The organism is Tidjanibacter massiliensis (assembly GCF_900104605.1).
Taxonomy (GTDB): domain Bacteria; phylum Bacteroidota; class Bacteroidia; order Bacteroidales; family Rikenellaceae; genus Tidjanibacter; species Tidjanibacter inops.
Genome location: NZ_LT629960.1, coordinates 153631 through 180312, shown reverse-complemented (window position 1 = coordinate 180312; position 26682 = coordinate 153631). Strand labels below are relative to the sequence as shown.

The 26682-nt window shown below is 61.1% G+C and carries 22 protein-coding genes, 1 other RNA gene and 1 riboswitch; of the genes, 14 read left to right on the top strand and 9 right to left on the bottom strand.

Translation table 11 applies throughout. The features are described from left to right. Nucleotides 1-67: 67 nt before the first annotated feature. A complete protein-coding gene (locus BQ5361_RS01650; protein ID WP_257526416.1) occupies nt 68-1285 on the bottom strand; it encodes a saccharopine dehydrogenase family protein in 1218 nt (405 codons plus the stop codon). A gap of 196 nt (nt 1286-1481) precedes the next feature. On the opposite strand from BQ5361_RS01650, the gene pnuC reads away from it, so the two are divergent. The 4 genes from pnuC (at nt 1482) to BQ5361_RS01630 (ending at nt 4240) form a co-directional block, all read left to right on the top strand. Then, entirely contained in the window at nt 1482-2063 is a 582-nt protein-coding gene (pnuC, locus tag BQ5361_RS01645) for a nicotinamide riboside transporter PnuC (RefSeq protein ID WP_035472756.1), read from the top strand. Beyond that, nucleotides 2035-2697: a thiamine diphosphokinase gene (locus BQ5361_RS01640; protein ID WP_071424888.1), complete on the top strand. Its 663-nt coding sequence runs from the start codon at nt 2035-2037 to the stop codon at nt 2695-2697. Before pnuC ends, BQ5361_RS01640 begins: the two co-directional genes overlap by 29 nt. A gap of 134 nt (nt 2698-2831) precedes the next feature. Further along, a complete protein-coding gene (gene thiD, locus BQ5361_RS01635; RefSeq protein ID WP_035472767.1) occupies nt 2832-3641 on the top strand; it encodes a bifunctional hydroxymethylpyrimidine kinase/phosphomethylpyrimidine kinase in 810 nt (269 codons plus the stop codon). Next, nucleotides 3638-4240 (top strand): thiamine phosphate synthase, encoded by a 603-nt coding sequence (locus BQ5361_RS01630; RefSeq protein WP_035472772.1) that lies wholly within the window; start codon nt 3638-3640, stop codon nt 4238-4240. Before thiD ends, BQ5361_RS01630 begins: the two co-directional genes overlap by 4 nt. Before the next feature lie 351 nt (nt 4241-4591). On the opposite strand, the gene BQ5361_RS01620 is transcribed toward BQ5361_RS01630, so the two are convergent. From BQ5361_RS01620 to BQ5361_RS01600, 5 genes are all read right to left on the bottom strand, one after another. Further along, nucleotides 4592-5365: a sulfide-dependent adenosine diphosphate thiazole synthase gene (locus BQ5361_RS01620; RefSeq protein WP_035473011.1), complete on the bottom strand. Its 774-nt coding sequence runs from the start codon at nt 5363-5365 to the stop codon at nt 4592-4594. Nucleotides 5366-5384: 19 nt separating this feature from the next. Then, the gene (thiC, locus tag BQ5361_RS01615) at nt 5385-7115 is read right to left on the bottom strand and encodes a phosphomethylpyrimidine synthase ThiC (RefSeq protein WP_022064162.1); all 1731 of its coding nucleotides are present in this window, start codon (nt 7113-7115) and stop codon (nt 5385-5387) included. After that, on the bottom strand, nt 7093-7749 hold the full coding sequence (locus BQ5361_RS01610) for a thiamine phosphate synthase (protein WP_022064163.1): 657 nt from the start codon (nt 7747-7749) through the stop codon (nt 7093-7095). The genes thiC and BQ5361_RS01610 overlap by 23 nt, the downstream gene beginning before the upstream one ends. A gap of 67 nt (nt 7750-7816) precedes the next feature. Beyond that, a riboswitch (TPP riboswitch) is annotated at nt 7817-7913 on the bottom strand. Nucleotides 7914-8171: 258 nt separating this feature from the next. Further along, entirely contained in the window at nt 8172-8984 is an 813-nt protein-coding gene (locus BQ5361_RS01605) for a 1,4-dihydroxy-6-naphtoate synthase (RefSeq protein WP_022064164.1), read from the bottom strand. A gap of 69 nt (nt 8985-9053) precedes the next feature. Next, nucleotides 9054-9656 carry a phosphorylase family protein gene (locus BQ5361_RS01600; protein ID WP_035472774.1) on the bottom strand — a complete coding sequence of 201 codons (603 nt, stop codon included), beginning with the start codon at nt 9654-9656 and terminating at the stop codon, nt 9054-9056. Nucleotides 9657-9834: 178 nt separating this feature from the next. Between BQ5361_RS01600 and rnpB the strand changes: the two genes are divergently transcribed. The 10 genes from rnpB (at nt 9835) to BQ5361_RS01550 (ending at nt 22348) form a co-directional block, all read left to right on the top strand. After that, nucleotides 9835-10201: RNase P RNA component class A (gene rnpB / locus BQ5361_RS01595), an RNA gene on the top strand. 59 nt (nt 10202-10260) lie between these two features. Continuing rightward, nucleotides 10261-11478 carry an S-adenosylmethionine:tRNA ribosyltransferase-isomerase gene (locus tag BQ5361_RS01590; RefSeq protein ID WP_022064166.1) on the top strand — a complete coding sequence of 406 codons (1218 nt, stop codon included), beginning with the start codon at nt 10261-10263 and terminating at the stop codon, nt 11476-11478. Nucleotides 11479-11491: 13 nt separating this feature from the next. Continuing rightward, nucleotides 11492-13495, top strand: a complete 2004-nt coding sequence (locus BQ5361_RS01585; RefSeq protein ID WP_081976814.1) for a YgiQ family radical SAM protein — start codon at nt 11492-11494, stop codon at nt 13493-13495. A 218-nt stretch (nt 13496-13713) separates the two neighbouring features. Continuing rightward, nucleotides 13714-15258, top strand: a complete 1545-nt coding sequence (gene dnaB / locus BQ5361_RS01580) for a replicative DNA helicase (protein WP_022064168.1) — start codon at nt 13714-13716, stop codon at nt 15256-15258. A gap of 117 nt (nt 15259-15375) precedes the next feature. Then, nucleotides 15376-16911 (top strand): YifB family Mg chelatase-like AAA ATPase, encoded by a 1536-nt coding sequence (locus tag BQ5361_RS01575; RefSeq protein WP_035472776.1) that lies wholly within the window; start codon nt 15376-15378, stop codon nt 16909-16911. A gap of 64 nt (nt 16912-16975) precedes the next feature. Beyond that, nucleotides 16976-18499 (top strand): ComEC/Rec2 family competence protein, encoded by a 1524-nt coding sequence (locus BQ5361_RS01570; RefSeq protein WP_052131025.1) that lies wholly within the window; start codon nt 16976-16978, stop codon nt 18497-18499. Continuing rightward, nucleotides 18496-19689, top strand: coding sequence for a THUMP-like domain-containing protein (locus BQ5361_RS01565; RefSeq protein WP_035472778.1), 1194 nt, complete (start codon nt 18496-18498; stop codon nt 19687-19689). The genes BQ5361_RS01570 and BQ5361_RS01565 overlap by 4 nt, the downstream gene beginning before the upstream one ends. A 55-nt stretch (nt 19690-19744) precedes the next feature. Further along, entirely contained in the window at nt 19745-21085 is a 1341-nt protein-coding gene (locus tag BQ5361_RS01560) for a YhjD/YihY/BrkB family envelope integrity protein (protein ID WP_035472779.1), read from the top strand. Beyond that, nucleotides 21057-21839 (top strand): Rossmann-like and DUF2520 domain-containing protein, encoded by a 783-nt coding sequence (locus BQ5361_RS01555; RefSeq protein ID WP_022064173.1) that lies wholly within the window; start codon nt 21057-21059, stop codon nt 21837-21839. Before BQ5361_RS01560 ends, BQ5361_RS01555 begins: the two co-directional genes overlap by 29 nt. Next, nucleotides 21815-22348: a KdsC family phosphatase gene (locus BQ5361_RS01550; protein WP_022064174.1), complete on the top strand. Its 534-nt coding sequence runs from the start codon at nt 21815-21817 to the stop codon at nt 22346-22348. Before BQ5361_RS01555 ends, BQ5361_RS01550 begins: the two co-directional genes overlap by 25 nt. Nucleotides 22349-22423: 75 nt before the next feature. Here BQ5361_RS01550 and BQ5361_RS01545 read toward each other — a convergent pair whose 3' ends face one another. From BQ5361_RS01545 to asnS, 3 genes are all read right to left on the bottom strand, one after another. After that, entirely contained in the window at nt 22424-23059 is a 636-nt protein-coding gene (locus tag BQ5361_RS01545) for a hypothetical protein (protein ID WP_143047458.1), read from the bottom strand. Between the two features lie 463 nt (nt 23060-23522). Beyond that, nucleotides 23523-24959, bottom strand: coding sequence for an RNA polymerase factor sigma-54 (rpoN, locus tag BQ5361_RS01540; protein ID WP_035472780.1), 1437 nt, complete (start codon nt 24957-24959; stop codon nt 23523-23525). Nucleotides 24960-25162: 203 nt separating this feature from the next. Further along, on the bottom strand, nt 25163-26560 hold the full coding sequence (asnS, locus tag BQ5361_RS01535) for an asparagine--tRNA ligase (protein WP_022064177.1): 1398 nt from the start codon (nt 26558-26560) through the stop codon (nt 25163-25165). Between the last annotated feature and the right edge of the window lie 122 nt (nt 26561-26682).

Genomic DNA, 26682 nt, shown 5'->3' with positions numbered 1-26682 from the left:
GATTCTCAGGAAACTTTTCCGGCCGGAGAATTCCGGCCGGAAAAGTCGTAAGATAACGGTGTCCGTGTCACAATTCGAGGTTCACGTCGAACAGCTCTACCCACGGCAGGCCTCTCTCGCCGATTTCGGCCATGAAGGGGTCCGGGTCGAACTCCTCTACGTTGAAGACGCCGGGCTTCTTCCAGAGACCACGGGCGAACATCTCCGCCCCAAGCGCGGCAGGCACACCGGTCGTAAAGCTGACCGCCTGCGTGCCGGTCTCCCGAAAGGCTTTCTCGTGGTCGCAGTTATTGTAGATGTAATAAGTACGTTCGCGGCCGTCCTTAACGCCCTGAATACGGCATCCTATCGAAGTCATGCCCGTATAGTGTTCGCCGAGCGATTTGGGGTCGGGCAGCACGGCCTTGAGGAACTGAATGGGCACTATCTCCACCCCGTTGTAGACGATGGGGTCGATGCGGGCCATGCCGATGTTCTGTATCACGCGCAGGTGCGTCAGGTACTCCTGTCCGAAAGTCATCCAGAAACGGGCCCGGCGGATGGAGGGATAGTGTTTCACGAGCGATTCGAGCTCCTCGTGATAGATAAGATACGACTCGCGCTCCCCTATCTCCGGATAGGTCAGCGGTTTGTGTATCTCGTGCGGAGCGGTCTCCACCCACTTGCCGTTCTCCCAGTACTTGCCGGGCTGCGTCACTTCGCGGATGTTGATTTCCGGGTTGAAGTTGGTGGCGAACGCCATGCCGTGGTTACCCGCATTGCAGTCCACGATATCGAGGTAATGTATCTCGTCGAAGTGATGTTTGGCGGCATAGGCCGTGAATATGGAAGTGACGCCGGGGTCGAAGCCGCAGCCGAGGATGGCCGTAAGCCCTGCCTCGCGGAACCTGTCCTGATAGGCCCACTGCCATGAATATTCGAAATGGGCCTCCTCCTTGGGTTCGTAATTGGCCGTATCCAGATAGTTCACGCCGCATTCGAGACACGCGTCCATAATCGTCAGGTCCTGGTAGGGAAGCGCCACGTTGATGACGATATCCGGCCGGAAAGCCCGCATCAGCGCCGTCAGCTCCTCGACGCTGTCGGCATCCACCCGGGCCGTCTTAATCCTTCCTCCGCCCACCGCGGCGGCTATGTCGTCGGCCTTGCTCTTGGTACGGCTCGCCAACATGATTTCCGTAAACACCGGACTGGCCGCCACCTTGTGCGCCACCACGGTTCCCACACCGCCGGCTCCGATTATCAGTACCTTGCTCATTGCTAAGTTATTTAATTGATTGGACAATTCAATCCTGTGCGGCACACCTGTCTGCCGTCTGACAAAGATATAATATATTCGACGAAATCCGAAAGCACATTTCAAACCGACATCCGACGCGTATCCGCACCGGCAGGCAACCTGTCCGAACAAAGAGCCGCCGCGGCTGCGAAGGCCCGCGGAAGATGATTATCTTTGTACTCCGGACAACCCCGTACCCGGCATGAACTATCTGGAGACAATCGGTACGGCCGTAGGACTCGCATACCTGTGGCTCGAATACAGGGCCAGCATCTGGCTCTGGCTCGCCGGCATCGTCATGCCGGCCATCTACATCTTCGTCTATTACAGTTCGGGATTCTATGCCGACATGGCCGTCAACGTCTATTACCTCGGTGCCGGCATATACGGTTGGTTCATGTGGAGAAAACGGGGCGGTTCCGGCGAAGAGGCTCCCATCGCGAGGATGCCCCTCCGCCTCGTCGCGCCGCTCGCGTTCCTTACGGCCGCAGTGTTCGCCGCGACAGCCGCCATGCTGGTGCACTTCACCGACAGCACAGTGCCCTACGGCGACAGTTTTACCACGGCGCTGAGCATTACCGCCCTGTGGATGCTCTCGCGCAAATATGCGGAGCAGTGGCTCGTGTGGATAGCGGTCGATATCGTCTCCGCAGGTCTGTACTTTTACAAGGGGCTCTGCCCCACCGGAGTTCTCTATACCCTGTATGCCGTCGCGGCAGTGGCGGGTTACTTCAAATGGTTAAAAATGATGAAAAATGGAAAGACGACACTTCCGGATGCCTGACGCCGCAACAGCGCCCGAAACGGTTATCCTCGCCGACGGCGAATACCCCGCGGAGGGGATTCCCGCAACACTCCTCGCCCAGGCCCGCTATGTGGTGTGCTGCGACGGGGCGGCCGACGCCTATACCGCCCGCGGTGGCATCCCGTCGGCCATCGTGGGCGACGGCGACTCCATCGGCCGCACGACGGCCCAGCGGTTCCGGGACATCCTGCACATCGTCCCCGACCAGGAGACCAACGACCTTACGAAAGCTTTCTCCTTCTGCATGGAGCAGGGCCGCAGGGAGCTCACCATACTCGGTGCCACCGGCGGCCGCGAAGACCATGCGATAGGCAACATCGCCCTGCTGGCCGACTATGCCCGGCAGGCCGACGTACAAATGGTGACCCCCTACGGTGTCTTCAATGCCGTGGAAGGTGCGGCGACCTTCGACAGCATGCCCCGGCAGCAGGTCTCCATTTTCACCATCGTACCGGGCACACGCATCTCCGTCCGGGGCCTGCGCTACACTCCCCCCGCAGAGGGATTCCGTTCGTGGTGGTGCGGTACGCTGAACGAAGCCGAGACCAATACCTTCGCCATAGAGACCGACGGCCCCGCCCTCCTCTTCCGTACCTTCCTCCGCAAAGCGTGACTCCCGGCAGGGCGACCGGGTGGGATGACACGCCCATACGCCCGGTCGCCGCAGACCGGAATGTCCGCCGGTTTCCCTATCTTTGCAGAAACGCCGCACCCCTGCCCCGGCAGGCCGGCCAACCACCCGAAAACATGAACACACCGCCCGTCATTCTCGCCATAGCAGGTTCCGACCCCTCCGGCGGAGCCGGCATACAGGCCGACATCAAAACCGTCTCGGCGCTGGGAGGCTATGCCGCCGCAGCCGTCACGGCCATTACCGTACAGAATACCCGCGGGGTGGCGCAGGTGGAGTACCTCTCCCCCGAAACGGTCGGACGCCAATGCGGGGCCGTCATCGAAGACCTCTCCCCGGATGCCGTCAAAATCGGCATGACAGGCACGCCCGCCATCATCTCCGCCATCGCGGAGGTATTGGAACGATACGGATGCCGGAACGTGGTCTTCGACCCCGTGGCCCTTTCCACGAGCGGCAAAATACTAACCCAGCCCGACGCCCTTGAAACCGCCTGCAACCGTCTATTTCCGCTCTGCCGGGTGGTGACGCCCAACCTGCCCGAAGCATCGCTGCTCACGGGAGAGCCCATCACTGACGAGGAGGAAATGCGCCGTGCGGCCCGGCTGCTCCACGAACGCTACGGCTGCGCCTTCCTGATAAAGGGCGGCCACCTCGGCGCAGACCGGCCCACCGACATCCTGTACGACGGACGGATGTACGCCTATACGGCCGACCGCATCGAGACCTCCAACCTCCACGGAACGGGCTGTACACTCTCGTCGGCCATCGCCACCCTGCTCGGCAGGGGGCTCCCGCTGGAGACGGCCGTAGGCAGGGCAAAGGAATACGTAACCGCCGCCATCGAAGCCGCACGCACCCTGCAAATCGGCCGGGGCAACGGCCCGCTCTGGCACTTCCCCGGCAAGACAGACGACACGCAATGAAACTGATAGTCATCACCTCCCCCGAATTTCTTCCGGGCGAAACGGAACTCATGCAGGCCATGCTCGAAGAGGGGCTCGACCGGATACACCTGCGCAAGCCGGGATGCACGGCCGCCGAGCTCGCCGCACTGATAGAACGGTTCCCTGCCCCCTTCCGCCCCCGCATCACCCTGCACGACCACTTTCCCCTCCAGCGCACCTACGGCTTGGGCGGCGTACACCTCAACGGCCGCAATCCCGACCTGCCCGACGGCTACCGCGGCACGGTCAGCCGGTCGTGCCACTCGCTCGAAGAGGTGGCCGCACACCGCACGGCGACGGACTATCTCTTCCTGAGCCCCGTCTTCGACAGCATCTCGAAACAGGGGTACCGCTCCGCCTTCCCGCCCGCAGCGCTGCGCGAAGCGGCTGCCGCGGGAATTATCGACGAAAAGGTGCTGGCTCTCGGAGGTGTATCGGAAGCGAATCTGCCGGAGGTGCGCGATTACGGTTTCGGAGGCGCCGCCCTCCTCGGCGACATCTGGGCACGCTTCCGCTCGCCGGCCGACACCGCAGAGGTACTCCGCCACTTCAGACGCCTGCTGCAAGCCGCCCGCTGACCCGCTCCCGGTTCTTTTTCCACGGCATCCGAATCTGCATCCCGGCTGCCCCGCCCGGACACATCTCCCTACGCCGACAGCCCGACCCTCCGCCCCGGACGCACCGTCCCCGAACACGAAGCGTTTCCCCGACATGCAAACCGCCACTGTGCAACACGACCGCCGACCTCATTGCCAGCGCCGAGAACAATCCGCTTCCCGCCCCGAACGGCGAAGGCAAAAGTCTCCCGCCCCGCACACCGCCCGCCCCGTGTTTCACCCCTTCCCACCTTTCCGCAGCCTGCACCATACGAAAAAAAGAAGCCGCCCGCCTTTTCTGGCGGGCGGCAAATACGCGGACGCCGCAGGGCATCACTTTTTCAGACGGGCGATTATCTCGTCGGCCACCTTTTTGCCCGACATGAGCATCCCGCCGAATATCGGCCCCATGCGGGGCGTACCGGAAACCGCCGAAGCGGCCATGCCGCACACATAAAGTCCGGGGTAGATCTCCTTGGTACCCTTCACCACTTCATCCTCGCCGGCGGTCACGTCGAGCGAACGTTCGCCTACGACGCCCCCCGTTTCGGTATTGAGCCGCGCGCCGTTCTTGCGGGCTACCGTGGCAGCTATTTCGCTGTCGTGCCCCGTACCGTCGATGACCACCCTGGCCAGGATGTTGAGCGGGTCCACATGCAGCCCTTCGCGCAGCACCGGCGTCCAGTTCACCACGACACCGCTCACGCGGTTCTCCTTATAGACCACGTCTTCCACCGAATAGCAGTTGAATACGGTCGCTCCGGCATGTACCGCATGATAAAGGAGCGCCGAAGTGCTCTCCACCGAATCCATCACGTAAAGTCCTTCACCGAAGGGGGCATAATTTATCCCAAACTCGCGCACGATATCCATCGCCTCCTCCTGAATCACTATTTGGTTGAACATCATGGCGCCGCCCCACATGCCTCCGCCGGGAGCGAGTTTACGGTCGAACTGCGCCACCCGAAGCCCCGCCTTGGCGAGGTAGTAGGCCGCCACGATACCCGAAGGCCCGCCGCCCACGATGGCTACGTCCAATTCCAGATTTTTCTGGAGCTTGTCGAAATAGGTACTTACGATTCCCTGCGATACTTTCGTCTCAATCATATGCTTCATCTGTTTTTAGTTATTGCTGTCCACTGATACCGTCGTCCTCCCCGCCTGCCGTGTAATCGCAGTCGCGGAGCTGCTGGCTGATGCGCATGGCGCAGAAATGCGGCCCGCACATGGTGCAGTACTTGCCGTTGAGGTGGTTTGCCTCGCGGTAATAGTGCAGCGCGCGTTCCGGGTCGAGACTCAGGTTGAACTGGTCTTTCCAGCGGAATTCGTAACGCGCCTTGCTCAGGGCATTGTCGCGCACGTCGGCTCCCGGATGCCCTTTGGCGAGGTCGGCCGCATGGGCGGCTATCTTGTAGGTCACCACCCCTACGCGCACGTCCTCCTTCTGCGGCAGGGCGAGGTGCTCCTTAGGGGTTACGTAGCAGAGCATGGCCGTCCCGTACCACCCTATCAGCGCGGCGCCGATAGCGCTCGTGATATGGTCGTAGCCAGGTGCTATGTCCGTCACCAGCGGCCCGAGCGTATAGAAGGGGGCGCCGTGACATTTCTCTATTTGACGATCCATGTTCTCCCGTATCTTGTGCATGGGAACGTGCCCCGGCCCTTCGATGAAGGCCTGCACGTTTTTCGCCCAGGCCCGCTCGACCAGCTCGCCCATGGTATCGAGCTCGGCGAACTGCGCCCGGTCATTGGCGTCGCGGATGGCTCCCGGACGCAGACCGTCGCCGAGCGACAGCGCCACGTCATACCGCGCACAAATGTCGCAGATATCATCGAAATGTTCATAGAGGAAGCTCTCCCGGTTGTGCGCCTTGCACCACTGCGAAATGATGCTGCCTCCGCGGCTGACCATGCCGCACAGGCGGTCGTTGGCGTAGTGAATATTCCTCAGCCGGATGCCGCAGTGAATGGTGAAGTAGTCCACCCCCTGCTCGCACTGCTCTATCAGGGTGTCGCGGAAAAGCTCCCACGTCAAATCCTCGGCACGGCCCTTCACCTTCTCCATAGCCTGATACATCGGCACCGTCCCGACCGGCACGGGACAGTTGCGGATTATCCATTCGCGCGTCTCGTGGATGTTGTCGCCCGTGGAGAGGTCCATCAGCGTATCGCCGCCCCACTTGCAGCTCCACACGGCCTTCTCCACCTCCTCCTCGATGGTGGACGAAGTGGCGGAATTGCCGATGTTGGTGTTGATTTTGACCAGGAAACGGGAACCGATTATCATCGGCTCGGCCTCGGGATGGTTGATGTTGGCCGGCAGCGCCGCCCGTCCTGCGGCGATTTCCTGTCGGACGAACTCCGGCGTGATGTAGGAGTCGATGCCCAGCTCGCGGCAGTTCATGTTCTCGCGGATAGCCACATACTCCATCTCCGGGGTAATGATACCCTGTTTGGCATAATACATCTGCGTCACCTGACACCCCTCCTTGGCCCGGTAAGGAAGCTGTATGTGCTCGAAACGCAGATGGTCGAGGCTCCGGTCGGCGAGCCGTGCCCGGCCGTATTCGGAAGTGATGCCGGGGAGCCGTTCCACCTCCCGCTTCCGTATCCACTCCTCCCGCAGCCGGGGCAGCCCCTTGCGCAGGTCTATCGGCACAGACGGGTCGCTGTATGCCCCGCTGGTATCGTAGATGTACACCGGAGGATTCTCCGTAAGTACCTTCTCCCCGTCCTTCACGACCACTGTGGGCGTCAGCCGCACACGCCGCATCCCCACGCGCAGCTCCGGATAGAGGGAGCCAGGCATATAGACCTTTTCGGAATCGGGGTAGTTAATTTTGATTTTGTCTTCCATAGTTATCTGAAACTTGTTTCGCAATCTGCATGACCCTCCGCATCTCGCCCACCGGGTCTGCGGCACGCAATACGCTCCCGCTGAGCGCAATACCGCTGAGTCCGGCTCCGGCCAGGGCAGACATATCCTCGGCCGTCACACCGCCGATGCCCACCACGGGCAGGTCGATGCCCTCCTCCCGCATACGAGCGGTTATGGCCCGGTACCCTTCGAGCCCCAGAATGGGGGCGAGTTTCTGTTTGGTCGTGGTGTAGCGGAACGGGCCGCAGCCGATATAGTCGGCGCCCCCCTCGTAATGGATACGGACATCCTCGAACGTATTGGCCGTTCCTCCGATACGGAACCCCGGCCCGAGCAGGCGCCGGGCCTCCCTTACCGGCATGTCCGCCTTGCCGAGATGCACGCCGTCGGCATGCAGTCTGCCGGCCAGCTCCACGCGGTCGTCGATGATGAATACCGCTCCGGCAGCACGGCACAGGGCCAGCGCCTGACGGGCGACCTCCTCCGCTTGCGTGTCGGACGCCTCCTTCATGCGCAACTGTATCCAGCGGCATCCTCCCTCCAGTGCAATACGCACGGAGTCGAGGTACGTGATGGTATCGGTATGATGTGTGATGAACTGTACGCCGAACATCGTTCCACTCCCATTTTAATATCGGTCAAGGAAAACGAAAGTGCCCGAATGCGCACGAAAAGAAAGCAATATACTCAGAAAAAATCCCTACGACGGTATTGACCGTATCAGGTTCATTGGGTATAATCTCAGCCGCCCCCACGGAGGCACCCCCTTTTTCCGGCAACAAATAAACGGATAATATCCGGGAAATCCAACTGTCCGCCCCGGAATTTGACGGAATTATTCCATCTATACCCTGCTATGCGCCGGAACGGCCATCTACCGAACCGGAAATGCTTTTTGCCGACTGCCGGAAAGGAAACCGCCGGCGCAGACGGCTATTCGAATTACCCCGCCTGCCATCCGACTGACAAACAGGATAGGAAAGAATTTCACGCCTTCAACTGAATTACGCCACGAAAGAGAAACAGTACCTGCACTCAAGCCCGGAACAACGTTGCAGAGGGCATGTCGAGCAGTCTGGCGACCGCTTCGGCACCCTCCGGGCCAATATCCAGCGAATAGTCGTTCACGAAGAATTCGATATGGTTTCTTATCACCCCTTCGTCCAACTCCTGCGCATACTCCCGGACGAAGGGTAACGAATCGGCCGGATGCGCGAAGGCATAGGCGATGCTCCGGCGCAGCACACGTTCCGCCGTCCCGGCCACCTCCGCAGGCAGGTTCCGGTCGGCGACGATGACTCCCAGCGGCAGGGGCAGCCCGGTCGCCCGCTCCCACTCCACACCGAGGTCGGCCAGCAGAAAGAGCCCGTAACGGCGATAGACGAAACGTCCCTCGTGTATCAGCACCCCCGCATCGCACTCGCCCCGCCCGACGATGTGCGGAATATCGGAGAAGAGATAGGCCCGTTTGTCGGAAAGGTGCGGAAAGAGACGCTCCATGAGCAGGTTCGCAGTAGTGTGCATCCCCGGTACGGCGATACGCATCGAACAGTCGTCCGTCGCGGCACTTTCGTCGCCGGCCACCAGCAGCGGGCCGTTGCCGCGTCCCAGCGCACTCCCGCTGCGCAGAGCGCAATAACGGTCGGCGACCTGCGGCAGGACGGCATAACTCGCCTTGCTGATGTGCGGACGTACTCCCTCCGCGGCGGAGAGTCCCGCATTCAGCTCCTCTATATCCTTGAAGACGACCTCGAACTCCAACCCTTCGGTATCGATGCGTCCGTTGAGCATGGCATCGAACATGAACGTGTCGTTCGGACACGGCGAAATGGCAAGCGATAATTTCATACGTCCAACTGTCTATTACTGAATCTTCGTTCCTCCGTCCCGAAGACGGCCCGTCCGTCCGGCAACTCCTTACGACCACTCCCGCACGGCGTCGATGAACCTCCCGACATCCTCCGCAAGCCTTCCGACCGCCTCCGCAATCCGCCAACGGCCGCGCTCCTCGCCGATATAATTCGATATGCAGCGAAGCTCGGCGAAAGGCACCCCCAGCGCACCGCATACGGCGAAGAAACCGGCTCCCTCCATATTCTCTATGCCGGCCGCACTCTCCGCCCTCACGGGTGTTCCCGCGACGGCGACCGTATCCGAGGCTACGCTCCGGAAAAGGGGCGGCACGGACGTGGGGTTATCGTAAAAGTTGTTCTTCACGTCGTTCCCGTCCACCGGCAGCGGAATGAAACGCCCCTCGCGCAGCGTCCCCACATCGGCGGCATATTCGCGCGACACCATCACTGTATCGCCCTTCGCCAGCCCGACGGACGGATGTGCACCGGCAATACCGGCCAACAGGATGAAGTCGGGTCTCCGTGCAGCGAGGACACCCGCCGTGCGCGCAGCACACTCCACGGCACCGATACCGCACCGCCACACCTCCGCCGTACCTCCGGCGGAACCAAGCATGAACGGCCTGGCCTCCCCCCAGGTAGGGTACATCACGACTATCCTCATCATTCCCGCGCTATATCCCGACAAAGATAGCAAAAGATAAGGATTATCGCTCGGCTGCCGGGCCACCGCGACGTTTCGGACACCGTCCGAAAGCCCCTCCGTCCGACCGGCCCGATGCGGAATAATCGGGGGAAGCGGTCGGATTCCCGCCGATTATGACTACTTTTGCGGCACGGAGAGCCCGCCGCGACGTTCCGCCGCTGCCCCGCGAGGGGGAGAGGAAAGTCCGGGCAACGCAGAGCACCGCACTACCTAACGGGTAGATGTCCGTGAGGGCACAGTCAAGGTAACAGAAAACGACCGCCCCGGTTCGGGGTAAGGGTGAAAAGGCGGGGTAAGAGCCCACCGCCCGCCGTGGCGACACGCGGGGCCGTACCACTTGCGGGTTGCAAGGCCATGTATACCGGCATTCAAGGGTTGCTCGCCCGCTGCCGGGGGGTAGGCCGCTTGAGCCTGCGGGAGACCGCAGGCGTAGATAAATGGCGGAAACGTGCCGCGGTGCGAGCCGCGGCACGCACAGAACCCGGCTTACAGGCGCATGCGGGTCTCTCTTTTTTTTGACAACCGGATGCGGCCGTGCCGTACGCCATATTCTCCCCGCACACGCATGACACCAAAAGACAGCGTCAACATATCGGATTTCGACTATCCTCTGCCCGACGAACGCATCGCGCGTTTCCCGGCCGACGAACGCGATGCATCGCGGCTGCTCGTGTACCGTAGGGGCGCCCTCTCGGAGACCCGTTTCCGCGGCATCGGCGGAGAGCTGCCCGAAGGGGCCGTGCTGGTGTTCAACAACACGAAAGTGATACGCGCACGCATCGTCATGCACAAACCCAGCGGCGCACGCGTGGAGGTCTTCTGCCTCGAACCGCACGCCCCGGCCGACTACGAACGTGCTTTCGCGGCACAGGGCGAGTGCCGGTGGCAGTGCATCGTCGGCAACCTCAAGAAGTGGAAGGAGGGACCGCTCGCCATCGACTTCGACTGCAACGGCGTTCCGTGCCGGGTGCAGGCGTGGCGCGAAGGCACGGCGGGGACCTCGCAGGTGGTGCGCTTCACATGGGACGCGGCACTGAGTTTCGGCCAGCTGCTCGAACACCTGGGCCGCATCCCGATACCGCCCTACCTCGGCCGCGACAGCGAAGAGATAGACAACACCCGCTATCAGACCGTCTACTCCCGTTTCGAAGGCTCCGTAGCCGCCCCTACGGCCGGTTTGCACTTCACCCCGGAACTGATAGAGAGACTGCGCAGGGAAGGAGTACGCACCGAAGAGGTGACGCTGCATGTGGGTGCGGGCACCTTTCTTCCCGTCAAGACGGACAATCCCCTGCAGCACACCATGCACACCGAACACTTCGAGGTAACGGCAGCCACGGTACGCCGCCTCGCCGCAGCGGCGGCAGGCAGGCACATTGTCGCCGTGGGCACCACCTCGGTACGGACGCTGGAATCGCTCCCCGTACTGGGATGGCGGATACTCCGCGAGGGCAACCCGCATACCGACACCCCCGTGGGACAGTGGGAAGCCTACGACCTACCGGCCGAAGCCGACGGTGCAGAGCTGCTCGGCACGCTCGCCTCGTACATGGAGGCCGCCGGCACCGAAAAGCTGCAGGCCGCCACGCAGATTATGATAATGCCCGGTTTCACCTACCGGCTGACTTCGGGTATGATAACCAATTTTCACCAGCCAAAAAGCACGCTGCTGCTGCTGGTATCGGCATTCATCGGCGAAGAGTGGCGACGCCTCTATGATTACGCCCTCTCGCACGGTTTCCGTTTCCTCAGCTACGGCGACAGTTCGCTGCTGCTCCCGTAAACCTTCCCGAGACATGACCCGCCCCCCCATCACACACTCCGCAGCGGAGTGGCTGCCCACTACCGTCAAAGAGGTCGAAGCGCTCGGCTGGGACTATCTGGACATCATTCTCTTCTCAGGCGACGCCTACGTAGACCATCCCGCATTCGGTGCAGCCGTAATAGGCCGACTGTTGCAGGCCGAAGGCTACCGCGTGGCCATCGTACCGCAGCCCAACTGGCGCGACGACCTGCGCGATTTCCGCAAGTTGGGCAAGCCGCGGCTCTTCTTCGGCGTATCGGGCGGCAGCATGGACTCCATGGTGAACCACTACACGGCCAACCTGCGGCTGCGGAGCGACGATGCCTATACACCGGGAGGAAAAGCAGGATTTCGGCCCGACCGCGCCGTGACGGTCTATACCCGCATACTGAAGTCGCTCTATCCGAATACGCCCGTAGTCATCGGCGGCATCGAGGCCTCGCTCCGCCGCCTGACGCACTACGACTACTGGAGCGACTCGCTGCATCCATCCCTGCTCATCGACAGCGGCGCCGACCTGCTCATGTACGGCATGGGCGACAAATCCATCATCGACGTGGCACGGGCGATGAAAAACGGTTTCAATGCCAAACTCCTGCGCCGGCTGCCGCAGGTGGCTTTCCTCGCCGACGAAGGGTACGTCGCCCGTCTGGCACCGGAAACGACGCTTACGCTCCACTCCTATGAGGAGTGCCTCGCCTCCAAACGGGCCTTCGCCGAGAATTTCGTCCGCATCGAGACCGAGAGCAACCGCCTCCGACAGGAGAAGATACTCGTGGAATATGCAGCCGGAAAACCGGTGGTGGTGAATCCGCCCTACCCCGCACTGACGGAAGCCGAAATCGACCGCAGTTTCGACCTCCCCTATACGCGCCTGCCCCATCCACGCTATACCGGCAAGGGCGACATCCCCGCCTACGAGATGATTAAATACTCCGTGAACATTCACCGGGGCTGTTTCGGCGGATGCAGCTTCTGCACCATATCCGCCCATCAGGGCAAATTCATCTCCTCGCGCAGCGAACGTTCCGTACTGGCCGAAATCGAGAAGGTCACCCGCATGGAGGGCTTCAAAGGGTATATCTCCGACATCGGCGGCCCCTCGGCCAACATGTACGGCATGGGAGGCCGCGACACATCGCTGTGCAGCCGGTGCACGCGCCCCTCCTGCCTGCACCCGAAACCCTGCCCCAATCTCGACAACAGCCATGCCCGGCTGCTGGCGCTCTACCGGCGGGCGACGGAAATCAAGGGCGTCAAGAAAGCCTTCATCGGCAGCGGTATCCGTTACGACCTGTTCGACCGCAGCGACGGCGGGGCCTACCTGCGCGAAGTGGTCGTAAACCACACCTCCGGCAGGCTGAAAGTAGCCCCGGAGCACACCGAAGACGAGGTACTGAAGCTGATGCGCAAGCCGTCGTTCGCACTGTTCCGCGAGCTGAACGCACAATTCAACGACATCTGCCGCCGCGAAGGGCTCCGCTACCAGCTCATCCCCTATTTCATATCGAGCCATCCGGGCTGCACCGAAGCCGACATGGAACGCCTCTCGGCAATCACGCGCTCGCTCGACTTCCGGCTGGAGCAGGTACAGGACCTTACTCCCACCCCCATGACGCTCAGTTCCGTGATGTTCTATACGGAGAGCGACCCCTACACGGGACGTCCCCTCTACGTGGCGAAAAGCCAGGACGAAAAGCGCCGCCAAAAGAGCTACTTCTTCCGCAATGCCGACGGCACCCTGCGCAGCGACCAGCTCATCCCCCGCCGAGGCAAGCACGGACAAAGCCACCCGAGCCGCCCTGCCGCTCCGAAACCGGACAGGCAAAACGAGCACCCCGCAGGCAAGGGGCGCGATACGGCGCAGGCCATCCGCCGGGCCTTCGGGGAGTACGACACGGCCCGGAACGACCGCAACAGCGGGCGGCCCGGACACGGCGGCCCGGACAGGTTCTCCGCAGCCGCAGGGAAAAAGCCGAAAGGCCGCAACCGGTAGCCCCCTCCGGCCACCGCACAGCAGCCGTTTCCCGCAGACTGCTCCGGGCCGGAAACGCAGCCATCCGCCTCCCCGCGACGGAATCCTTCGGAAGGCACTCCGTTCCACCGGCAACAGGGCTGCGTCCTCCCGAAACCCGAAAAAGGGTCCGGATTCAAACAGGGGAATAAAGAGACGCCCTTTTTTCGTATCTTTACCCTCCAATCCGAGGGATACTTATGGCTAAGAACTATACACCCAACCAAAACAACCGACAGGCATACGACACGCTCACGGAAGGCGCCGCCACCCTGCCGCCCCAGGCGGTGGAGCTGGAGGAGGCCGTGCTCGGCGCCCTCATGCTCGAAGGCGACAGCATCACCACCGTGCAGGAGTTCCTGACGGCCGACGCATTCTATCTCGACACGCACCGCATCATCTACCGCGCCATTGAAGAGCTCTGCTCGGAAAACAAGCCGGTGGACCTGCTTACAGTCACCGAGAAACTCAAGCGGCAGAAAAAACTGAAAGAGGTGGGCGGCGCCCCTTTTCTCGCCCAGCTGACGCAGAAGGTGGCCTCGGCGATGAACATCGAGTTCCACGCCACCATCATCGCACAGAAATACGTGCAGCGGGAACTCATCCGCGCCTCGACCGAGATACAGCGCCGCTCCTACGATGAGAGTACCGACGTGACCGACCTGATAGACTACGCCGAAGCGGAGATTTTCAAGGTTTCGGAGGGACACATCAAGCGCGATATCCAGAGCGCCAGTCTCGTTTTCGACAAGGCGATGAAGGCCATCGAGGAGGCGCACGCACAGGGCGGCACGATGAACGGCGTCCCGACCGGCTTCACCCGCCTCGACCAGCTCACGCTGGGATGGCAGCCCTCCGACCTCATCATCATCGCAGCCCGTCCCTCGATGGGCAAGACCGCCTTCGTCCTCTCCATGGCCCGCAACATGGCCATCGACCACGAAAAGCCCGTGGCTTTCTTCTCGCTCGAAATGAGTTCCGTGCAGCTTATGATGCGCCTCATCGTCGCCGAATCGGGGCTCTCCTCGGCCGACGTGCGGAGCGGCAAGCTGACCGCCGAGCAGTGGCGCCACCTCGAACAGACGACACGCATCCTGCCCACCGCTCCGCTTTTCATCGACGATACGCCGGCCCTCTCCATCTACGAGCTCCGCTCGAAGGCCCGCCGTCTCAAGGCACAGCACGACATCCAGATAATCATCATCGACTACCTGCAGCTCATGACGGGCAACGCCGACAGCCGCGGCAACCGTGAACAGGAGGTGGCCTCCATTTCTCGCGGTCTGAAATCCATCGCCAAGGAGCTCAACATCCCCATCATCGCCCTCTCGCAGCTCAACCGCTCCATCGAGTCGCGCTCCGGCCTCAAACGGCCGCAGCTCTCCGACTTGCGCGAATCGGGGGCCATCGAGCAGGATGCCGACATCGTGGCCTTCATCCACCGTCCGGAATACTTCGGCTTCACACAGGACGAAGACGGTAACCCGACGGCGGGTATGGCCGAAATCATCCTCGCCAAGCACCGTAACGGCGCGACGGATACCGTAAAACTGCGCTTCCGCAAGGAGCAGGCCCGCTTCCTCGATTACGATGACGAAGCGGGGACGATGATAGAGAGCAGTATGAACGACGACGATTACGGTTCGCTCTCCGGAGCCGGAGCCGCAGAGTTCGACAGCGACCTGAACGGAGGCGGCTCGTTCGGACGCCCCATGCGGACGTTCGACGAGGAGAGCCCCTTCTGATGCGGGTACGCCCTCCGGAACGGCACCTGTCCGGCAGCCCATCCGTTGCCCCAGCCCCGCTCCGAAGAACGACGGACCGAAACCCCGTTCCCGAACCAAACGCAACAAAGCTACGCCATGTTCACGAAATGTTACGCAAGCGCCCTCGTCGGAATAGAGGCCATGACGGTGGAGGTGGAGGTCAACATCACCCCCGGTCTGGGCATGTTTCTGGTCGGGCTGCCCGATAACGCCGTGCGCGAAAGCCAGGAGCGCATCCGTTCGGCTTTCGACAACAGCGGACTGAAGATGCCCGGCAAGAAGGTGGTCGTAAACCTCGCACCGGCAGACGTCCGCAAGGAGGGCTCTTCGCTCGACCTGACCATTGCCGTAGCCATTCTCGCCGCAGCGGGACAGGTAGCCCCCGACCGGCTCGGCAGCTACATCATCATGGGGGAACTCTCGCTCGACGGAACGGTAAAACCCATCCGCGGAGCCCTTCCCATTGCGGTCAATGCCCGCCGGAACGGTTTCAGGGGATTCATCCTACCACGGGAGAACGCCGCCGAAGCAGCCGTGGCCGAAGGATTGGAAACGATAGCCGCCGGTTCCCTGAAGGAGGTGGTCGATTTTCTGAACGGCGACGCAGCCGTCCCACCCTACGTCCACGAAACGACGGGAGGCGACGGAGCAGAGTCGCCTTACGAAGAGGACTTCGCCGACGTCAAAGGACAGGCCCACGTCAAGCGTGCCCTCGAAGTGGCCGCTGCCGGAGGCCACAACGTCATCATGATAGGTTCGCCCGGGTCGGGAAAGACGATGCTCGCCCGGCGCATGCCCACCATCATGCCGCCCATGACGACCGCCGAATCGCTCGAGACCACCAAGATACACTCCATAGCCGGAAAGCCGGGAAGCACACGGGGCCTCATGACGCACCGCCCTTTCCGCGCTCCGCACCATCTCGCCTCGCAGGTAGCTCTTATCGGCGGGGGCACCAATCCCCAGCCGGGCGAAATCTCCCTCGCCCACAACGGCATCCTCTTTCTCGACGAACTGCCCGAATTCGGCCGCAACATGCTCGAAGTGCTACGGCAGCCGCTGGAGGAGAAGAAAGTGACGGTCGCCCGCGCGAAGTACACCATCGAATATCCCGCCAACTTCATGCTCGTGGCAGCCATGAATCCCTGTCCGTGCGGCTACTACAACCACCCGACCAAGGAGTGCGTATGCAGCGCCGCCTCGGTATCGCGCTACATCAACCGCATTTCGGGTCCCCTGCTCGACCGCATCGACCTGCATGTGGAGGTCACCCCCGTCGCGCTGGACGAAATCTCCGGCACGGCACCGGCCGAAAAGAGCGCCGCGATACGCGAACGGGTGGTCGCAGCGCGGGCACGGCAGGCCGCACGTTTCGCCGGGACGAACGGCATCCATACCAACGCCATGATGAATCCGGCCATGCTCCGTGAGTTCTGCCGCCTCGACGCGGCATGCAGCGCCATGCTCGGCCGTGCGATGGAACGGCTCGACCTTTCGGCCCGCGCCTACGACCGCATCGTGAAAGTGGCGCGTACCATCGCCGACCTGGCCGCATCGCCCGACATCCGGCCCGAACACATTGCCGAAGCCATCAACTACCGGAGTCTCGACCGGGCCGGCTGGGGCCGGTAGTGACCGAACCCCGCCCCTCCCTCCGGAACAAGCGCCACAGCGCCCCCGGAACCCACCCGCCGCCATGAAAAACGCATCCCACATACGACCGGTACCGTTCGCCCGCATCCTGCCGGCGGTCGTTGCCGGCATCGTCGCGGCGAATGCCGTACGGTTCCCCGTCTGGCCGGTCGCCACTGCCGCCGGAGTGGCACTCGCCGCTGCCGTCCTGACCGGACGGAGGCCTGCCGCCGCATCACTGCTGACCTATACAGCCATCTTTCTTTCGGCCGCAGCCGTGACATTGGCCACCCAACCACGGACGGTGATGCCGCACGGCCAGCGGCTGGTAATGACCATGGCCGTAACCGACACCCCCGAAGCAGCCGGACGCTGGACGAAAACGACCGTCCGCATCGACCGTTACCGCGCTTTCGCAGGCGGCGACACCGCCTGGCATTTCTCCGGAGAAAAGGCGGTGGCCCGTTTCGATACCTCCTTCCGCATCCGACCCGGAGAGCGCCTCATCGCCACGGGGTACGCCGGCGAGCTCGGCAGTGCAGACTACGCATGGTACGCCCGCCTGATGCAACGGCGCGGATACAGCCAGTCCGTCTGGATAGACGGGAGACAGAAACTCCTCTCCCTGCCGGGCCGGCACCTCACCCCGCGCTACTGCGCTGCCCGGATGCAGGCTGGCGCAGCCGAAAGACTCTCGCGCCTCGGCCTGCCACCCGCAGCGTACGGTACAGCCGCGGCCATGAGCATCGGTTACCGCGGCGGCCTGCCGGCCGGAGTACGCGACGATTACGGCACCACCGGTGCATCGCACCTGCTCGCCGTATCGGGTCTCCACGTGGGTATCGTCGCCATGCTGGTGAACCTCCTGCTGTGGCTGCTGCCCGCCTTTCGCTACGGTCACATCATCAAAAATGCCGCGGCCATCACGGCAATATGGCTCTATACGGCACTTACCGGACTTCCGCCATCGGCAGTCCGGGCAGCCATGATGTTCACCGGAGCCCAGCTCGCACTCGCCGCATCACGGACAGGCAACAGCGCCAACATCCTGCTCGCCACCGCAACCGTCATGCTGCTCGTCAACCCCAATTATCTCTACGACATCAGTTTCCAGCTCTCCTTCACGGCCGTCGCCGGCATCTTTCTCTTCTACCGGCCGCTGTACGGCCTCGTACATAGCCGCATCAAGGCGCTCAACGCCTTCTGGGCAATCTTCATGGTAGGGCTCGCCGCCTCGCTCGCCACCGCCCCGCTCGTATCGTACTACTTCGGACGCATTCCGCTCATCGGCATCATTCTCAACCCGCTGCTCATTCTGACGGCCAACGCGACCGTCCTCCTCTCCCTGCTCTGGATAATTGCTCCCTTGCCCCTGCTGCAAGGCCCCTTCTCCGCGGCCATAGGCGCCGCAGCCGGATTGCAGAACGCTGTAGTCGGCCTCGCCGCGGAAAAGAGCTGGGCCTCGTTCCCGCTGCGGCTGGAAGCGTGGCAGGTGATAGCGCTTTATGCCGCGGTACTTGCCGCCTGCCTCCTGCTGCGGGGACGAAAGACAAAACACAACGAACCTTCCCTTTCAGAAACGATATGACAACCGAAGACATACTGCTGCTCGATACGCCGCTGCTGCGACAGCTCACGGAAGAGAATATCGGCCGCGACCCGAATGCCGTGGCACTCGACAAACGCATCGCACATGCCGGACTGGTCGCCACACAAGTAAAATATCTCCAGCGGGCCCGCCGCAAACTGCCCTCCTATTACGAAGCACGGGCCATCCTCCCGCCTCTGGCCTTCGAGCAGTCGAGCAGCGAAGCCGCCGCGACCCGCAAGAGCTGGAGGGGCGATGTGTGCATCGACCTCACCTGCGGACTGGGCGTGGACTCTTTCCACCTCTCCCGCCGTTTCGCCCGCGTCATCGCCGTAGAACGGGACGCCGCACTCGCCAGGGCGGCGGAAATCAACTTCCGCCGCCTGGGAGCGGACAACATCACCGTGGTCTGCACCGCGGCTGAAGAGTTCCTGAACAAATTCGCCGCAGCAGACGGCAGGGCCGACCTGATATACGCCGACCCCGACCGCCGCTCCGCCGCAGGGCGCAAACTGGTACTACCGGAAGATTGCAGTCCGGACATCCTGCAACTGCTGCCTCTGCTGAAGCAACTTTCCAAACGGACAGCCGTCAAACTTTCGCCGCTTTTCGACGTGGCCGAATGTTTCCGTCTCTTCGGAACAGGGTGTAATGTGGAAGTCTTCTCGCTCGGAGGCGAATGCAAGGAAGTTACCGTCGAAATGAGCGACACCGATACGGAAGGCAGCCTCGGCGCCGCCATCGCCGGGCGGGGACGCTGGAGCTATCCCTACCCGGTATCCGCATCCGCCACGACCGCCGGATTCGCACCGCCCTACCGCTACACGGTCATCCCCGATGCCGCACTGCGCAAGGCGCGGCTGACGGCCCGGTATGCAGCCGAAGAGATGCCGCAGGCATTCGCCGTACCGGGCGACAGCTACCTTTTTACGAATACGCTGCCCGCAGGGGCAATACCCGGCAAAGTTTTTGAGGTCGAACGGATGGAACGGTTCGACCCGTCGTGCCTGAAACGGGAACTGCGTCGGCGGGGTATCCGTTCCGCCGACCTTTACACGCACGGTTTTCCCCTCGCCGCTCCGGAACTCGCCCGCAGGCTCGGCATCCGCGAAGGGGGCAGCGTTCGGCTCGCCTTCACCGCCGTCGGGCCGACGCTTTGGGTTATCGAATTAAAAGAGGTAATTTTGTAACGGCACAACGGGCGGCGGCCCTGCGGTACGAAGCGCCATAAAAACCGGACTAAGGATGAAATCGTTTTTCAAAAAAGCCAAGAAATTCGTCGGACACGACGTCTGGGAGAAGACGGAAGCCGACTTCTCCTCCCGCAAAGAGTGGTGGTTCGTCCGTCAGGCCCGCCTCATCCTCTACACCGCGCAGGGTGTACAGCATCACAATACGGTCGTCCGCTCGGCGGCGCTCACCTTTTTCACGCTCATGTCGCTCGTTCCGATGCTCGCGCTGGCATTCGGCATCATCAAGGGATTCGGACTGGAAACAGCCCTTGAGAACTACCTTTTCGAAAGATTCTCGGAGAACAGCGCACTGATAAGATACATCCTCAACTTCGCCAACAACGTACTCGTGCGCACGAGCGGCGGACTCGTCGCCGCGAGCGGACTCGTCGTACTCGTATGGGCGGCAATCCGTGTCTTCGGCAACGTCGAAAACGCATTCAACACGATATGGGAGGTCCAGAAGCCACGCAGCCTGACAAGACGTGCGAGCACCTATGCCGCAGTGATATTCGTCATGCCGCTGCTGGCCGTCATGCTCGCGCTGGTACTCTCCTACATCCGGACACTCATCGCCAACTACGCCTCCATTCCGTACAGCGTACTCTACGCCATCGGTTCGTTCGCAGTGCTGTGGCTCCTCTTCGCAGGCGCCTACAAAATCATTCCGAACACCAAAGTGCGCTTCCGCCACGCGGCGATGGCGGCCCTCATCGCCGCGATTGCCTTCTCCGTATTCCAACTCGTATATGTCACGCTGCAGAGCGGCGTATCGTCCTACAACATCATCTACGGCAGCTTTGCCGCAGTCCCCCTGTTTCTGTTCTGGATACAGGCAAGCTGGCAAATCGTCCTCTTCGGAGCCGAACTCTCGTTCTCCTACCAGAACGTGGAGAGTTTCGTGCAGGAACAGGACGCCGCGAGTGTCAGCTACGACAACCGACGCAAAGTGATGCTCGCCTCCCTCACGGTCATCATACGGAGTTTCATGCGCGGCGAAGGAGGCATCTCCTCCGAGGCGATAGCGCGGGAGCTGAAACTTCCCGTCCGACTGGTGAGGGACATCAACTATACGCTCGACGAGGCGGGGATGATACTCCCCATATCCTCGGACAAAAGCCAGAAGACGAAGATATACGTTCCGGCACGCGACATACACACCCTCACACTGCACGAAGCCGTGCGGGCGGTCGAACGGGCCGGTTCCGCGGTACGCGACTTGTGCGGCAACCGCTATCTGCGCGAAATCTCCGGCATCATGGATGAAATCGACAGAAAGATAGACACGTCGGACGACAACATACTTCTGATGGAGCTTATAAAGGATGGAGATAACGATAATAGGGAGCGGTAATGTGGCGGCAGCCCTCGCCGGAGCCGTCGCCGGACAGGACAGCCTGCACCTGAAACAACTATGCGCACGCAACCCTCTCCGCGGCCGGGAGCTCGCCGACCGGTACGGAGCCGAATACATTGCCCGACCGGAGGAGACGGCAGAGGCCGACCTCTACCTGATAGCCGTCAGCGATTCGGCGGTGGAAGAGGTTTCCGCACGGCTGCGCACGCCTCCCGGCGCCACGGTAGCCCATACCTCCGGAGGGCTCGGCATCGATTCGCTGCGGTGCGTCGCCGCCGACCGGGCCGTATGCTATCCGCTGCAAACCTTTTCGGCGGGACGCAGCATCGATTTCCGCACCGTCCCCCTCTTCATCGAATACACCACCGACCGGGCCGGCCGCACCGTCCGGGACTTCGCGGAGGCGCTCTCCGACTGTGTCCGCGAAGCCGACAGCGCCCGACGTGGCAGACTCCACGCAGCGGCAGTCTTCGCATGTAACTTTTCCAACCACCTTTACGCTATCGCGGGCAGGCTGCTGGAGAAGGAGGGACTCGATTTCGGCATACTGGGGCCGCTGGTACTCGAAACGGCAGCCAAAGCCGTAGCGACGGACAATCCCGCGGCCGTACAGACCGGTCCCGCGGTCCGCGGCGACACCGTCACCATGCGCCGCCACGAGGCCATCCTCGCACGCGAAAACGACGAACGATACAACAAGATATACAAATTACTGAGCGAAAGCATATGGGAAACTTCAAAGAGGACATAGCACGGACCGAGGCGTTCGTATTCGACGTAGACGGAGTATTCACCGACGGGAACATCATGCCTCTGGCCGACGGCGATTTTCTGCGCGCCTACAATGCCAAGGACGGCTATGCGGTAAGCTACGCCGTCAGGCAGGGATACAAGATATTCATCGTTACGGGCGGCCGCGGCGACATTCTTTACAAACGTTTCAGCTATCTCGGCGTCACCGAGCTGCATGTCAACGTATCCGATAAGATAGCCGTTCTGAGCGGAATCATGGAACGGCACTCCCTCGACCCGGAAAACGTCCTGTTCATGGGCGACGACATTCCCGACCTGGAGTGTATGCAGGCGGTAGGACTCCCCGTCTGCCCGGCAGATGCCTCATGCGAAATCATCGAGGCTTCGCGCTACGTATCGGAATTCCCCGGCGGCCACGGCTGTGTACGCGACATCATCGAACAGGTGCTGCGGGCACAGGGGAATTGGGCACGCCACCTGAAAGGGATACATGCGGTATCGGCCTGAAACCGCGGGAACGCACCGGGACACGAAGGGCGACACAAAATTTGTGTCGCCCTTCGTGTCCCCTCCGAGCCGCTTTCAGGCCAGCAGCAGTACCGCGACGGCGAGCAGGAAGCCGCCGGCAAACCCTACGGCCACCTGAGCGGGCGTATGTTTTCCGAGACAGAGCCGGGCCGAACCCAACACGCCGGAACACAGAACCGCACCGCAGAATACCCAGACGAGATTGGTATAACCGGCATACAACAGGATGGCGACCATACCCGTCGCCGCACCCGCTGCCGTCATGTGCAGGCTGACCTGCCACCGCAGGTTCACCAACAGCGCGAAAAGCGTACAGGCCATGGCGGCGAACATCATCCGCCGGAGCAGGAACAGCATGGGAGAGGAGCCGAGCATCCAGCCGCACAGCCCGTAACACAGCGCCACAATCAGCATCGGCAGCGTGCGTTCGTGGCGCCGGGAAAGCGAAAAATCGCCGAGAAGCCCGAACACCCGCATCAAAAGAATCCCCAGCGCAGGTACGACAAGCGTATCGACCGTGACTACCATCAGGATATAACGTTTTATCCCGACGGGCAGGTAGATGGGCAGGATTCCCGTCCCGAAAAGTATCAGCAACAGCCATACCGGCATCAAAAAGGGATGCAACAAGTATGATACGCCCCGACTGAGCGAGGCCCACACGCTGCGCTCCTCCATGCAAGTATCCATAAGCAAATCCTTCCGTTTTTAACCGCCGGCTCCGGAACCGGCCGAACGGTCGGTAAAGTTACGATTTATCGCGTTACGGTACAGGAAAACCTCTCTTTTATTCTACTATTCTACGAATTCATGCGATACCGACCAGTGCGCACGCCGTTCAACCACTCGGCCCGCCCACCGCAGCCGTTCCCCGAACATTCCTCCTTCCCGCCTCTCTTCCCCGGACGGGATACGGACGGGATACGGGCCGGACTCGCCGCATGACCTGCCGGAAACACGCTCTCCGGCTCGCATACCCAAAAAGAGAGGCCGTATCGAATCGGACAACAGGTCCGACACGGCACAGCCTCTCCGCTATCTAAGAATCGGTAAAATTACGGGGTACGAAAAAAAGCCTGCTTCACAAGGAGGGCCTGGCGGCAACGAGGCTGCCGCTGCAATCGGCCACAGCCGCCTTTGCATCCCTGCGGTTTCAGAGTTCCTTGCGGAGCCGGGCCACCGGAATTCCGAGCATCTCGCGGTATTTGGCCACCGTACGCCGGGCGATATGGTAGCCCATGTTGTTGAGTATCTCCATGAGTGCCTCATCCGTCAGCGGTTTGCGCTTATCCTCCCGGTCGATACACTCGGAGAGAATGTTCTTGATTTCGTATGAGGAGACCTCCTCGCCGCTGTCGGTCTGCATCGCCTCCGAAAAGAGCTGCTTGAGGGAGATGATACCGAATCCCGTCTGGACGTACTTGCTGTTCACCACCCGCGAAATAGTGGAGACGTCGAGCCCCGTCATATCGGCGATATCCTTCAATATCATCGGTTTGAGTTTACTCTCATTACCGTCGAGGAAATACTCCCGCTGATAATCCACGATGGCCTGCATCGTCCGCATCAGCGTATCCTGCCGCTGCTTGATGGCCGATATGAACCATTTGGCGGAATCTATCTTGTTCTTCACGAACTGGAGAGCCTCCTTGTCCTCCTGCGACGGATTGCCGGAGGAGTGTGCCATCTGCCGTATCATGTCGGCGTATTTGCGGTTTATCTTCAGTTCGGGGACGTTGTAGGAGTTCAGCCGGAGCATCAGTTCGCCGTCCCGCTCGTCGAGGATGAAATCGGGTATCACGTAGGGCGAGGCGATGTTCCCTCCCTCGTTGTAGAGGTTGCCCGGCTTGGGCGAAAGGCGCTGTATCTCCTCGATGGCGGCACGGAACTGCTCCTCGCTTATTCCGAGACGCCCCATTATCTTCTCGAAATGTTTCTTGGTAAACTCCGTGAAACAGTTCTCCAGAATCCGTTTGGCCAGCACCTGGGCAGCAGTCAGATTGCTGCGGCGCTCCAACTGCAGCAACAGGCACTCCCGTATGTCGCGGGCTCCCACCCCGGGCGGTTCGAGCGACTGTACCACACGGAGCCCCTCCTCCAGTTCCGGTATGTCTATCTCCTTGCCGTAATTGAATGCGATGTCGTCGGAAATGGACTGCAGGTCGAGCCGCAGGTAACCGTCGTCGTCTATGTTGCCTATGATGTAACGGGCTATTTCGAACTGTTCCTGAGGCATTTCACGGTAAGAGAGCTGTTCCGTCAGGTACTCGTGCATGCTCATTCCCTCGAACAGCACCACCTGCCGGGCCTTGTCGTCGCGCGAATAGTTATTGACATAGGATTTATAGGCGGGCGTTTCGGCCTCCTTGAGGTACTCTTCCATCGACACCTCTTTAGGCATGCCGTTGTCCTCGGTGCTCTCTTCGGCGGTCTGCTGTTCCTCTTCGAGTACCGGGTTCTCCTCAATCTCCTGTTTGACGCGCTGTTCCAACTGCAAGGTAGGCAGTTCGAGCAGCTTTATCATCTGTATCTGCTGCGGCGATAGCTTCTGAAGCTGTTTTAAAACTTGTTTCTGGTTAATTGCGGGCATAAATCGCTTGCTGTCGTTTCGGACGGCCCGCCGCTCTTTCGGCAGACGGGCCGTCACAGGTTACTTCATCTCTTTCTCTCCGACCTCCAATCGGGCAGCATCCGGCAACATACGTCCGTATCGCCTCCGGTGCAGAACGGCACTCTCCCGGCTCTTACCAAAGACCATGCCAGAAACCGCACCACGCACGCAGGCCGCCGCCGTCAGAACTCCGCATTCTTGGGAGTGCGCGGAAAAGGTATCACGTCGCGGATATTCGCCATGCCGGTCACGAACAGCAACAACCGCTCGAAACCGAGACCGAAACCGCTGTGGGGTGCCGAACCGAAACGGCGCGTATCCATGTACCACCAGAGCGTATCCATACTCATGCCGAGCTCCCTGATGCGCGCATCGAGTTTACCGTAATCGGCCTCCCGCTCCGAGCCGCCGATTATCTCGCCTATCTTCGGGAAGAGCACGTCCATGGCGCGGACGGTCTTGCCGTCGTCGTTCTGTTTCATGTAGAACGCCTTGATTTCCTTCGGATAGTTGATGAGGATGACCGGTTTCCGGAAATGCCTCTCCACCAGATAGCGTTCGTGTTCGCTCTGCAGGTCGCATCCCCACTCCACCGGGAACTCGAACTTCTCGCCGCTGGCCTTGAGTATCTCCACCCCTTCGGTGTAGTCCAGCCGGACGAACTCTTCCGCCACGACCGAACGGAGCCGTTCGACAAGGCCGTCGTCGTACATCTTGTTCAGGAATTCGAGGTCCTCCATGCAGTTGTCGAGCGCATAGCGAATCAGGTATTTGAGGAACTCCTCGGCCAGGTCCATGTTGTCCTCCAGCTCGTAGAACGCCATCTCCGGCTCAATCATCCAGAACTCGGCCAAATGGCGCGGCGTGTTGGAATTCTCCGCACGGAATGTAGGCCCGAAGGTATATATCTGCGAAAGTGCAGTAGCTCCCAGCTCGCCCTCCAACTGCCCCGACACGGTCAGGTTCGTGGAGCGGCCGAAGAAATCCTGCGAATAGTCTATCCTCCCCTCTTCGGTACGGGGCGGATTCTTCAGGTCGAGCGTCGTCACCTGGAACATGGCGCCGGCACCCTCCGCATCGGAAGCCGTTATGATAGGCGTATGCAAATAGTAAAATCCCTTGTCGTTAAAAAATTTGTGGATGGCAAAGGCCATCGCGTGGCGGATGCGCAGCACCGCACCGAAAGTATTGGTACGCGGACGCAGATGCGCTATCTCACGCAGGAATTCGAGCGTATGGCCCTTCTTCTGAAGCGGATACGTTTCGGGGTCGGCCTCGCCGTACACCTCCAGCTCCCGCGCCTGTATTTCGACACGCTGGCCGGAACCGGCCGATTCGACAAGCAAACCGCGCGCGCAGATGCAGGCGCCGGTGGTTATCCGCTTCAACAATTCGCCGTCGAAAGCGGCGACATCGGCCACTATCTGGATATTGTTAATTGTCGAACCGTCGTTGAGGGCGATGAACGCCACGTTCTTGTTTCCCCTCTTGGTACGTACCCATCCCTTTACGACCACTTCGGTATCCACCCGGCCGGAGCGCAGCAGCTCCGCGACCATCGTCCTTTTCACTTCCGACATTGCGTTAATACTTTATTCGTTACGATACTTTTTTCAAACCAAACGCAAATATCGGCATTTTTTCCCATACTCACGCAGGAAAGACGTCACAAATGGGCCGGAAAGCCGCAAAAAACATCCCT